The following is a 12,433-nucleotide window of genomic DNA, read 5'->3' as shown; positions in this document are numbered from 1 at the left end:
GCGCATTTAAGGAGATCCACTATGGATGCCGAGGAAAAAAGCAGGCTTGAGCACATAGCGAATAACTCGCTTTATGACAAAGGTGCAAACGCTGCGACCATACACTACGAGTTTGAGGTGTTTCGCAGATTTGTTTTGCCGGGTAGCATTCTTGAAATGGGACCCGCAGAGGGTTTGATGACAGGCCATCTTGTTGATCTCGGGCAAGAAGTCGTTTGTGTCGACGGGTCGGAATTTTTCAGCCAGCGTTTGAAAGAAAAATATCCGTCCATAGAGGTCATTACGTGCCTTTTTGAAGACTTCGAGACCGACCGCAAGTTTGACAACATAGTTCTCGGGCATGTTCTTGAACACGTTGACAATCCGGTTCAGATTCTTGAAGTCGCGAAGAAGTTCCTTGCTCCGAATGGTATTTTGTTTGCAGCCGTACCAAATGCCCGCTCATTGCATAGGCAGGCTGGGGTTATTATGGGGCTCTTGCAGGCTGAGGATGAGTTAAACGACCTCGATAGGCACCACGGTCATCGTCGAGTATTTAATCCCGAAAGCTTCCGCCAGGCATTCTATCAGTCCGGATATAACATTGATTATTTCGGTGGGTATTGGTTGAAGCCTGTTTCCAACAGCCAGATTGAAGCAAATTGGACTGCCGAGATGCTGGAGGCTTTTATGAAGCTCGGGGAGCGATACCCCGATATCGCTGGCGAAATTTATGTCGTCGCCTCGCATAAATAAATACTCCCCGATAAGGGTAACTCAAGAATGACCAATAATTCCCGCTACAACATCTGCATCGTCCAGCCTCCGGGTTATATTCATTCGCTGGCGTTTGCGGAGTTGGCCGAGCTTTTGATGTATTCGATCCGCGAGGCGGGGCATCCGGCGCAGATCCAGACCAATCAGTTTATGCAAGGAGCGGTCAATATTATTGTCGGGGCGCATTTGCTTGATGTTTCGGCTCTGCGCGCCGTGCGAGAGGGAACGATTATCCTTAATGCCGAGCAGCTTACGGGTGTTGGAGAGAAATGGCGGGAGCAACTGACGGGCTGGTTTGAGTCCGGCCTTGAAATCTGGGATTACAGCCCGGCCAATATCGAGGTCATCAAGGCGCTGGGGGCTGAAAAGGTCCGCTACTTGCCGATTGGCTTCCAGAAAGAGCTCCAGCGGATCGATATTAGCGTCGAACAGGACATTGACGTTCTGTTTTATGGATCGATCAATGAACGCCGGCGCGACATCCTAAGCCAGATTGAAGCCAAGGGGCTCAACCTGAAGGTCCTGATGGGCGTTTATGGCAAGGAACGTGATCAGTGGATCGCGCGGTCAAAAGTCATTCTGAATCACCATTTCTACGAAAGCCAGATCTTCGAGATTGTGCGCGTTTCGTATCTTTTGACCAACGCCAAGGCGGTTGTCGCGGAAGTAAACCCGGAAACCGTGATCGAGGATCGATTCCGCAAAGGGGTCATTGATGTGCCCTATGCCGGTTTGGTCGATGCGGTATGTGACTTGGTTGCCGACACGACCAAACGTAAGGCATTGCAGCGCCGCGCGTTAAACAGCCTCATCAAATATCCGCAGGTTGAGTTCACCAAACCCCTTTTGGAATTCACGCACTAAGGCTGATCAACATGCTCCGAGCACACACGCGTATCAAAGTTGCAGCGTGCCGTGCCGGTGCCATGTTCGCGCTTGTCTGCATCATTGCCTTTGGGGCAGTGCTTCCGGCAACAGCTGAGAACCTGTCACAGGTTCTATACCGGTTTGAAAACCGGGCGCTGACCTTGGGGCGATATGGCGCGGTGGCGGTGTTTCAGGAACGGCTTTTTGCGCAGGCGGCGAAATGTGCGGGCAAACCGGCCAGCAGCTATGGCGCGCCGGATGGGGTTGTCGGGGCGAAAACACGGCAGGCGATCATTGATCTGCAGCCGTGCTTGAATGCGGCTGTTCGGGCCGCGGTCGGGGCCGAAAGTTATGGGGCGATCACGATCGGGCTCTGGCAGTTATTAATGCCAGGCCAGTTGCCGCCACCTGATGCCATCACACGGGCTAATCACCTGACTTTTGCGCTGGAGGGCACGGACTATGACGTCATCCAGTTCAATTTCTGCCAGTCGAGAAATCCCCGCAGCGGCAAGACCTTCCTTGAAGGCGATCCCTATTGCCATACCAATGACCCGCGCGCCTATCTGACATGGGGGCCGCGCGGCGCAACCGCCGGGGCAGGGGCGGAAATTCAGCAAATTTTGTTTGCCGCCGAGCGCGCCAATCCCGGATTGCTGCAAAACGTCTTTGGACCGTTTACCGAGGATATGCATCGCCTGGCACTTGGCAACAATGATGCAGCGTTTGATATACTCTGTGCGATCTGGGTTGATGAACGGAAGCGTACTGCCTTCGAAAAACGCTTTGCCGCCTATGGCGCGCGGTATGAGGTGCAGGCGGCCTATCACCGGGTATATGACGCGGCCAATGCCGATGGCGGCAAGATAGCGCGATTTTTCAAATTATATAACGCCCTGAAACCGGTGATCAATCGCGATCCGACCGAGATTGACCTGGCCTTTTTTATCGACCGTGCAACCCATGGCTCCGTCCCGCCCGGCGATATCAGCGATCTTGTTGAGCGCATGACAAAATTCGTCACACGCACGCGAAATGTGCCAAGCCCGGGTGAGCTGCGTAAACAACTGGCCGCCTGGCTGCCGACGCATCACAAATACAATGACCGGCTGGCGCGCGATGCGATTTTTCTGGTGGATGACCCGGATGTGGTGGTGTCGGATGCCCATCGGCGTATGTGGTTGCAACGATCCGGGCTAAAGGCCAGTGACTTCGGGCTGTCTGACGCGCGCTATGTTGCAAGCTATCCCGTTGCAAGCCCCACGGGCTACGAGAAGATCGAGAAATTCTATACCGTTTTGCCCGAGGATGCGCGAGCCTGTCCCGATACCGTACGCCGTGAGCGTAAGAAATAGGGCGCAATGATTTGCAACCATGAGCAAAGCGCATGGGAATATTGCAAATCGTAAGGGGGATTTCCCGCCTAATTGCTTGCATCTGCGGGGCTTGTTTGCCAACATCCGGGCGTTATCAATGCCTGTTTTCGAGCAGGTGCTAAATATGGAGTAGGAATAGAAATGAGCGACGTTAAGGTCAAAGTCGGAATTCTCGGTGCCAGTGGCTATACCGGGGCGGAACTGGTTCGCATTCTTGCGCATCACGAAGCTTCGGAAATTACACTGTTGACCGCAGACCGACGCGCCGGACGTCCGTTCGGGGAGGTTTTCCCCCATCTTGCCCATATCAAACTGCCAACCATGATCTCGATTGCCGAGGCTGACTGGTCGACCGTCGATCTGATTTTCTGTGCGTTGCCACATGGCACGACACAGGAAGTCATTGCCGGTCTGCCTGAACATGTAAAGGTTGTCGATCTTTCGGCAGACTTCCGTCTGTTTGATCCGGCGACCTACAAGGAATGGTATGGCGCGGAACATGCAGCCCAGGATCTGCAGAAGGAAGTCGTCTATGGTCTGACCGAACTACACCGTGAAAAGATCAAAAAGGCACGTGTCGTTGCCAATCCGGGCTGCTATCCGACCCCGGTGCAGCTTGCACTGACGCCGCTTCTGGAAGGCAAGCTGGTGCATGCTGACGACATCATCATTGATGCCAAGTCCGGTGTGACCGGGGCTGGTCGCGCGCCCAAGGAAATGACGCTGTATGCCGAAGTGACCGAAGGCATTCATGCCTATGGCACCGGTGGGCACCGCCATGCGCCAGAGATCGAACAGGGCCTTGCCTGGGCGTGCGGCAGTGATGTTGTGGTGAACTTTTCACCGCACCTTATGCCGATGAGCCGCGGTATTCTTGAAAGCATCTATGTCAAAATGACCAACGGCACCACGGCTGAGGACATTCAGGCCGCCCTTGAAAAGCGGTTTGCCGACGAGCCGTTTGTGCGCGTTCTGCCATTTGGTGTCACACCGCAGACCCGCCATGTGCGTGGGTCTAACTATGTCCTGATGGGGGTCGTCAAGGATCGTGTGCCGGGCCGCGTGATCATCGTTGCAGTCGAAGACAACCTTGTCAAAGGCGCATCCGGTCAGGCGGTTCAGAACATGAACGTCATGCTGGGCCTGCCCGAAACCATGGGCCTTGAGATCGAGCCGCTGTTCCCGTAAGCGAACCGGCGAACAACAAATTAAAGGCGGAGCCATCTGGTTCCGCCTTTTTTCTTTATCGGCGAAGCTTATCGGGCAATGGTCGAATTTTGCCAAAGCGGGCTTTCATGCTGGCCGGATCAACTTTAAAGTGACGGCAATTAATTGAATGCCAGTTTGTGAAAGGTCCCACAGCATGCGTTTGTCCTATCGCGGGGTGAAGCCCACCATTGATGAAACCGCCTTCATTGCCCCCAATGCGACGATCATTGGTGATGTTGAAATCGGGGCGGAGACCGGCATCTGGTTTGGCTGTGTTATTCGTGGCGATGTGCATGAAATCCGTATTGGATCGCGCACCAATATTCAGGACCTGACCATGGTCCACGTCGCCAAGGGCAAGTTCGGCACCTATATTGGCGATGACGTCACGATCGGCCATTCAGCAATCATTCATGCCTGCACGCTTGAAGATCGAAGCTTTGTCGGCATGGGCGCGACCGTGATGGATGGTTGCGTGATTGAGCAGGGCGGGATGCTGGGTGCCAATGCGCTTTTGGCACCGGGAAAACGCATTCCGGCAGGCGAGCTTTGGGCCGGGGTACCAGCACGTAAGGTGCGGGATCTGACGCAGGAAGAAATCGAGTTCTTCAAGGTGTCGGCTGATCGCTATGCGGATCTGGCGCAGGAATATGTCAAATCAATCCCCGAGGATCTGGCATAATATCCACCAGCAATGCATGCGAGGCAGCGATCATCTGGACTGATGTCCTGTGATGCCGGTTTTGGTCGCTGCGCGCTTGAATAAACGGATGTGAGGGAAGCCAAAGGCAGCCAGCCATTGACTTTGATCAAGGCAAGGAGCAATTGTGTGGGTGTAAATGAAAAGCGTTCGCGATTGAGCGACTGCGTCAACCTCATCCAACAATCGACCAAATCAAAGTGTTTTCGATGCCCCACAATCTTCGTTCGTCACTGCATCTAACCTCTGTTTTCGCCCTTATGGGCTGCTATGCGGGTAGTCCTGCCTTGGCGGAAGATGCGTCGGCGATGCTGCATCGGCTTGCCGATACGGGACATCGCAAAACGGCGAGTGTGTCGGAAGTTGCGACGGCCACAGAGGCGCAGTCACCCTTTGAAGGCTTAGCGGACCTGGGCGAGGCACTTTATTTCGATACCAACCTTTCAGCCAATCGCACCATGTCCTGCGCCACCTGCCACGATCCATCGACGGGGTTCCGTGATCCGCGGGTCGATGTCGCAAGCGGGGCGTTTTCATTGGGCGATGATGGCGAAAGCCTTGGCGATCGTAATGCGCCGACCGCAAGCTATGCCAAATTCTCCCCGCCATTTCATGTGCGCGAAGATGGTGTCGCGGTCGGTGGCCAGTTCTGGGATGGACGGGCAATGGATCTGGCTGAGCAGGCCGGTGGTCCGCCGCTGAACCCGATTGAGATGGGGATGCCGGACAAGGCCAGTGTGGTTGCGCGTCTGCGCGAAGACGACGATTATGTTGCAGGCTTCAAGGCGTTGTTTGGCAATAATGTCTGGTCGGATGCGGATCAAGCATATGGCGCAATGACCAAGGCAATTGCCGCCTTTGAAGAGGGTGATGAGTTCGCACCGTTCGACAGCAAATATGACCGGTTCCTGCGCGGCGAATACAAAATGACGCCTGAGGAAGAATTGGGTCGTGTCCTGTTCTTTTCGCAGCAATTTACCAATTGCAATACCTGCCACATGCTGAAAACCAGCCCGACTTCAGAGGGCGAAACTTTCACCAATTACGAATTCCACAATATCGGCGTGCCGCGCAATGTCGCAACGCGCGATGCTGTCCGCAAGGATATCGGTTTTACCGATAACGGGTTGCTCGATAACGCAGCAATCGACGACCGGGCCTATCGTGGCAAATACAAAACCCCGTCACTGCGCAATGTGGCGGTGACGGGGCCCTATATGCATAACGGGGTCTTTGCCGATCTTGAGACGGTGGTTCGCTTCTATAACAAATATAACAGCAAGGCCGAGATCAATCAGACCAACCCGGAAACCGGCAAGCCGTGGGGGGAGCCGGAAGTGGCCGAAACCATTTCGCTTAAAGAGCTTGAGCAGGGCGATGCCCTTGATGAAAAGCGCATCGATGCCATTGTCGCCTTCCTCAAGACATTGACCGACGCGCGCTATGAACCGCTTTTGGAACAGCAACAGGCGGCCAAAGCAAACTAGGCTTTCAGCGTTTCAATCACCGCACTTTGCGCCAGATCGCCAAGGCCGGACTTTGTTGCCTTTTCAAAGACGTTATAGGCACTTTGGCCAACGGGTGTGGACATGCCGAGGTCCTTGACCAAGGCAAGGGCATAGGATGCATCCTTGGCGCGCAAGGCATTGGTGAAATGGATGTTTTCGTGATGATTGCCGCTGACCATGCCGGGAACGGTCATAAGGCCGGACCCACTGGCGTTTGCGCCGATGGCAAAGGTATCGGCAACGGTTTGACCATCGAGCCCCGCCTTTTGCGCGACCGCAACCAGTTCGGCAGCGGCGGCGATATGAACAGCGCCGAGCAAGTTGTGCATCAGCTTGTAAACCGTGCCCGATCCGATTGGACCGAAATGAATGGTCTTTTTGCCGGTGTCATTGAGGATCGGGGTAACGCGATCAAGGGTTTCAGACGCAGCTCCGATCAAAAAGATGGTGTTGCCGGCTTCAACATCGGCGGGAATGCCCGTTACCGGGCTGTCAACATACTGAACACCAGCAGCCTCGATTGTTTTTGAAAGTTCAAGCACAAAGCCGTGTGACAGGGTGGAGCATTCAATCGCAATGCTGTCTTTTCGCATGGCGGAAAGCGCACCATCATCGCCCAGCCAAACAGATCGTGCTGCCGCGTCATCAGACATAAATGAAATTACGGTATCGACATCTTTGGCGGCCATTGCCGGTGTGTCGCAGGCGACCGCGCCAAGGGTAACAAGCGGTTCAAGTTTGGCTTTGTTTCTGTTCCAGACCTTGACGTCATATCCCTTTGAAAGCAGGCGTTTGATCATCGCCGATGCCATGCGGCCAGCGCCAAGAAAGCCGATTGTGTGGGCCATCATTATTCCCTTGGATCTATTCGGATAAAAGAAAACGGTCTGCCGTGATGGCAGACCGTGAAAATGTGTCAGGGTGGTCTGCGATCAGATCAGGACAAGCTCACTTTGACATATTCACCCGGTGCCGGGCCAATGACCTTAAGCTTGCCATCGCCCGGTTTGCGGGCATCGACCTTGCCACCGGCACGACGGCCGACCCAGTTTTGCCAATCGGTCCACCAGGATCCTTCATGCTGGGCGGCCTTGGCCATCCAGTCTTCCGGGTTGGCCGGATTGCGATTATACGTCCAATAGCAATATTTCTTGGCCGCAGGCGGGTTGACCACACCGGCAATATGCCCCGATGCCGACAGCACGAATTTCACCTGGCCTGACATTAATTGCGTCCCGGCATAGGTTGCCTGCCACGGTGCGATATGGTCTTCGCGGGTTGACAGGAAATAGACCGGAATTTTGATGTCACGCAGATCAATCGGTTCGCCAAAGATCTTGATGCCGCCCGGTTCACGCAACAGGTTCTTGTTATACATATTGCGCAAATAGAAGCTGTGCATTGCCTTGGGCATGCGGGTGGAATCGGAGTTCCAATACAGAAGATCAAACGGGAACGGATCCTTGCCCAGCATGTAGTTGGATACAACAAACGACCAGATCAGATCATTGGCGCGCAGCATGTTAAACGACATCGACATATCGCGCCCGTCAAGATAGCCCTCTTTGGACATCTTGTGTTCAAGGCTTTTGATCTGTTCGTCATCCACAAAGACCGAAAGTTCGCCCGACTTTTCAAAATCGGTCAGCGTCGTCAGGAAGGTCGCAGATTTGACCCGGTCATCCCCGGTTTTCGCCATATAGGCCAGGGTCGAAGCCAGAAGCGTGCCGCCAAGGCAATAGCCGATCGCGTTGACTTCTTTCTCGCCGGTGGCCTGTTCGATCATGTCAAGGGCGGCAAGAACGCCTTCCTTGGCGTAGTCTTCAAACGATTTTTCGGCAAGTTCGCTGTCCGGGTTAACCCAGGACAGGACAAACACCGTGTGGCCCTGATCAACCGCCCATTTGATGAAGGAGTTTTCCGGGCGCAAATCAAGAATGTAGTATTTGTTTATCCATGGCGGGACGATCACAAGTGGGCGTTTTGCAACCTTGTCGGTGCTTGGCTTGTATTGCAGAAGTTCCATCAACGGCGTTTTGCCGACAACTGATCCTTCGGTGGTGGCGACGTTTTCGCCAACCTTGAAGGCATCAAGATCGGTCATGCGGATTTGCAGTTTGCCCTTGCCGCGTTCAAGGTCTTCCAAAAGGTTTTGCAACCCCTTAAGCAGGTTTTCACCACCAGATTCGATTGTGGTCCGTATGACTTCCGGGTTGGTCATCAGGAAGTTGGTCGGCGATATCGCATCGACGAATTGGCGGGTGTAAAATTCGACTTTCTGTGCGGTTTTATCGTCAAGCCCGTCCACGTCGTGGACAACGTTTTGCATCCATTGGGATGACAGCAAGTATGACTGCTTGATGAAATCAAACAGTTCATTGTTTTCCCATGCCTCGTCACGGAATCGACGATCCCCCTTTTGCGGGGAGACAACCGGTTCGGCTTCTTCGCCCATCATACGCAGGGTGGTATTGTGCCACAGGGTATAATATTGCTGCCAAAGCTCCATCTGGGCTTCGACCAGCTTGACCGGGTTTTGCATCATGTGCGTGGTCAATTCGGCAAAGGCAGAGCCGATATTAAGTGGGTCCGGGTCGGATATTTCCGGATCTTCTGCCTGCTTTGCCAGGAATTCAGACACAAGTCGTTGACTTTTCTCAGCAATCTCTGCCATAGCGGCAGAGAGCTTTTCGGGATCCGGATGTTTGTTTTCAGTTTCGATGGCCTGTTGATCGCTCATGGGGCATTCCCTTATGATACCGCCGCGGATACAAGGTAACTTCAGAACATTTTTGCGTCTTTGCAATATCGCAAGACTTTTGACGTTCTATGTTCCGGGTATCCGATTGACGTTCCGGGTTGAAACTTTGCTTGATCCCAAGCTTATCATGGCCTTAGCCTAGCGCGTCGTTTAGGGGTAGTACAAGAATTATAAGGTGACGTTTTTGCGGATTGATTTAATGCAGACGTCGTCCAACTGAATTTGGAGCAGCGAAAAGAAATGGGCGTTCTGAAATCGACCACCGGGCAGGGGGCTTGGCAGGAGACTGCAAGGGGGAAGCTGCGGGTATTGCTGCAGACGGGCTCGGCCCTGGCTGTGGTGCTGACACTTGGCGCCTGTTCTTCGGTTCCCGATGCGATCAATCCGGTCGAGTGGGGCAAATCCGTCGGAGACATGTTTGATGGCGAAGATGAAGAGCGCGCCGTCAAATCCGACGAAGCCATTCCGGGTGAAGATGGCGAATACCCGAACCTCTCCGACACGCCCGCTAAACCGGTTGTCACCGGCGATGCAGAACGTGATGCACTGGTTGCCGGCCTCGCCGCAGACCGCCAGAATGCCCAGTATGAGCAGGGTGGCCGCCGTCAAAGCAGCCCGCCTGTGAACGCGCTGCAAGCCGCACCGGCAGCACCGGCGTCGCAACCCGCGATCAATCCGGCACCGACAACACCGGTTTCCAGCAGTTCGATGGCCGATACCGGCAGTTCTGCGGCGGCAACTGCCACCACGAGCGCGGTCACCTCTGCGCCAAGCGGCTCCAAGATTGCTGACGAATGGAATGCAAAATCACCTTCCAGTGGTCCGGTCCCGACACCGGAAGCCCCGCCTGCAGCACCGACTGCGGCACAGGGGGCCGATGCCCGGGCCCAACAGCTGGCAGCCTATGAGGCTGCACAGGCAGCGCAGAGTGGACAGTCTGCACAACAGACGAGTGCGGGTACTCCAGTATCGTCTGGTGATCCGGTCATGGATCAGTATCAGCGTCGTCTGGCCGAAGGTCAGGGCGTGTTTGCCAATGAACCGGCGCCAGTGCAGACCCAGGAATTTGATTATTCGATGTATTCCGACAATGGTTCGGTGATCGTCGATGAAAGCCAGTTGGGCGGGGCGGAGCCGATGTATGGCGACTCCGCATCTTATGACATGACGGTCACCAACGATGCGCTGGCATCGCGTCTTGGCGTGCAGTCGATTGATCAGGCTGGCCCGGCTGTCAGTGAAGTGCAGATCGCACAGATCCAGTTCGCGCACGGTTCGACCAACCTTGGTGGTGCTGATTACAACGTGCTTGAACAGGTTGCGGCAACCTGGCAGCAGACCAGCGGCTTTATCCGCGTGATTGGTCATGCGTCGATGCGTACCGGCAATATGTCGCTTGAACAACATCTGGCAGTAAACCGCCGTGTGTCCGAAGGCCGTGCCGCGGCCGTTGTGTCGCGCCTGATTGAGCTTGGCGTCCATCCGAATGCAATCTTTGTCGGGGCGGATGGCTCGGCCGATCCGCGCTACTACGAAGGCGTTCCGGCGGGCGAAGCCGGCAACCGCCGTGTCGAGATTTATCTGGATTACTGATCACGTCGATCAAAACAGTTCAGAACCAAACAGCAAAACGCGGAGGGAGAAATCCTTCCGCGTTTTTTGCGTTTGGGCATCGTACGTCCGGAAATGGTCGGGTTTTTGCCGTCAGCCTGACGTCACCCGGTCCTTTACCCGCCGTAAATCGCATTTATGCGTATTTTCCGCGCATTAATTCGTTGAGTATGATTTCAAGAAAAGGTACATCCTTCGAATTGTACGCTATTAATGGCCTCAATATCGGGCCTAAACGCAACTTTCGAGAAATCGAGGATATGCTTTTCGCATAAAATTCGAATTTCAGTGATTTGACGAGGAAACAGGATAATGTCGCAGGACTTCCACCGCATAAAACGTCTACCGCCTTATGTATTCGCAGAAGTAAATGCGATGAAGGCGGCGGCGCGGCGAGCGGGGGAGGACATTATCGATTTCGGCATGGGCAACCCGGACCCGGCGACCCCACAGCATATCGTCGACAAGCTGGTTGAAACGGTCCAGAACCCGCGCACCCATGGCTATTCGATGTCGCGCGGCATTCCCGGCCTGCGCAAGGCATTGGCGGCCTATTACGGTCGTCGCTTTGGCGTCGATATTGATCCGGAAACTGAAACCGTTGTGACCCTTGGTTCCAAGGAAGGATTGGCAAACCTGGCTGCGGCGATCACAAGCCCCGGCGATATCTTTTTGGTGCCCAACCCGTCCTATCCGATCCATGCATTCGGATTCATCATCGCAGGCGCGGCATTGCGCCATATCCCGATTGGCCATGATGATCAGGGGACGTTCAATACCGAAAGCTTTATGGATCAGCTTCATCGCGCGGTGAAACACTCGGTCCCGAAACCAAGTGCGGTTGTTCTGAACTTCCCGGCCAACCCGACCGCCCTTGTGGTGGATCTGGCGTTCTATCAGGAAGTTGTCGATTTCTGCCGCAAGCATGAAATCTATGTCCTGTCGGATATTGCCTATTCAGAGATCTATTTTGATGGCAATCCGCCGCCCTCGATCCTGCAGTGCAAGGGTGCAAAGGATATCGCCGTTGAATTCTATTCGTTGTCGAAAACCTATTCGATGGCGGGTTGGCGTATCGGTTTTGCCACCGGCAATAAAAAGCTGATCAACGCACTGACCCGCATCAAGTCATACCTTGATTATGGTGCCTTTACCCCGGTTCAGGTCGCCGCAACCGCGGCCCTCAATGGTCCGCAGGACTGTGTCGAGGAATTCCGCAATCTGTACCGCGAACGCCGCGATATCTTCATCGAAGGGGCGCAAAGTGCTGGTTGGGAAATCCCAAGCCCGGCGGCAACCATGTTTGCCTGGGCACCGATCCCCGATGCCTTTGCCGAACTGGGATCGCTTGATTTTTCCAAGCTGCTTTTGCAGGAAGCAGGCGTTGCCGTGGCACCGGGTCTTGGCTTTGGCGAGTATGGTGATCGCCATGTGCGTATCGCGCTTGTGGAAAACAAGCACCGCATTCGTCAGGCCAATCGCAACATCAAACAGTTCTTTGCCAAATGCCCCGATGCAGAATCTGCACGTGAACTGTTGAAGAAATCCGTCTGATATCTCATAAAGCATTCTGTGTTTCGCCCGGGACATGTCCCGGGCGTTCTGTTATCAGGGCGCAGTGATCTTTTTTTGATCACGGGCGGAG

The 12,433-nt window shown here is 54.4% G+C and carries 10 protein-coding genes; 8 read left to right on the top strand and 2 right to left on the bottom strand.

Going from position 1 to position 12,433, the window contains the following annotated elements:
- Positions 1-21 precede the first annotated feature (21 nt).
- The 6 genes from IT893_RS10415 to IT893_RS10390 all read left to right on the top strand — a co-directional run bounded on the left by IT893_RS10415 (position 22) and on the right by IT893_RS10390 (position 6,395).
- Positions 22-735 (top strand): bifunctional 2-polyprenyl-6-hydroxyphenol methylase/3-demethylubiquinol 3-O-methyltransferase UbiG, encoded by a 714-nt coding sequence (locus IT893_RS10415; RefSeq protein WP_197145121.1) that lies wholly within the window; start codon positions 22-24, stop codon positions 733-735.
- Positions 736-762: 27 nt separating this feature from the next.
- A complete protein-coding gene (locus IT893_RS10410; protein ID WP_197145120.1) occupies positions 763-1,620 on the top strand; it encodes a hypothetical protein in 858 nt (285 codons plus the stop codon).
- 11 nt (positions 1,621-1,631) lie between these two features.
- The gene (locus tag IT893_RS10405; RefSeq protein WP_197145119.1) at positions 1,632-2,978 is read left to right on the top strand and encodes a hypothetical protein; all 1,347 of its coding nucleotides are present in this window, start codon (positions 1,632-1,634) and stop codon (positions 2,976-2,978) included.
- Positions 2,979-3,140: 162 nt separating this feature from the next.
- Positions 3,141-4,187: an N-acetyl-gamma-glutamyl-phosphate reductase gene (argC, locus tag IT893_RS10400; protein ID WP_197145118.1), complete on the top strand. Its 1,047-nt coding sequence runs from the start codon at positions 3,141-3,143 to the stop codon at positions 4,185-4,187.
- A gap of 175 nt (positions 4,188-4,362) precedes the next feature.
- Positions 4,363-4,890: a gamma carbonic anhydrase family protein gene (locus tag IT893_RS10395; protein WP_083952754.1), complete on the top strand. Its 528-nt coding sequence runs from the start codon at positions 4,363-4,365 to the stop codon at positions 4,888-4,890.
- Between the two features lie 227 nt (positions 4,891-5,117).
- A complete protein-coding gene (locus IT893_RS10390; RefSeq protein ID WP_197145117.1) occupies positions 5,118-6,395 on the top strand; it encodes a cytochrome-c peroxidase in 1,278 nt (425 codons plus the stop codon).
- Here the strand turns inward: IT893_RS10390 and IT893_RS10385 are convergent.
- Both IT893_RS10385 and IT893_RS10380 read right to left on the bottom strand, forming a co-directional pair.
- Entirely contained in the window at positions 6,392-7,267 is an 876-nt protein-coding gene (locus tag IT893_RS10385) for an NAD(P)-dependent oxidoreductase (protein ID WP_252723925.1), read from the bottom strand. The two genes, IT893_RS10390 and IT893_RS10385, sit on opposite strands and share 4 nt — an antisense overlap.
- A gap of 86 nt (positions 7,268-7,353) precedes the next feature.
- Positions 7,354-9,156, bottom strand: a complete 1,803-nt coding sequence (locus tag IT893_RS10380; RefSeq protein WP_063090049.1) for an alpha/beta hydrolase — start codon at positions 9,154-9,156, stop codon at positions 7,354-7,356.
- A gap of 261 nt (positions 9,157-9,417) precedes the next feature.
- Between IT893_RS10380 and IT893_RS10375 the strand changes: the two genes are divergently transcribed.
- Together IT893_RS10375 and IT893_RS10370 are read left to right on the top strand one after the other, a co-directional pair.
- Positions 9,418-10,770 (top strand): OmpA family protein, encoded by a 1,353-nt coding sequence (locus IT893_RS10375; RefSeq protein ID WP_197145116.1) that lies wholly within the window; start codon positions 9,418-9,420, stop codon positions 10,768-10,770.
- 330 nt (positions 10,771-11,100) lie between these two features.
- Entirely contained in the window at positions 11,101-12,342 is a 1,242-nt protein-coding gene (locus IT893_RS10370) for an LL-diaminopimelate aminotransferase (protein WP_064789508.1), read from the top strand.
- Positions 12,343-12,433: the final 91 nt, after the last annotated feature.

This window comes from Thalassospira sp. A40-3 (genome assembly GCF_015871485.1).
GTDB lineage: Bacteria > Pseudomonadota > Alphaproteobacteria > Rhodospirillales > Thalassospiraceae > Thalassospira > Thalassospira tepidiphila.
This window is presented reverse-complemented; position numbering and strand designations above follow the sequence as displayed.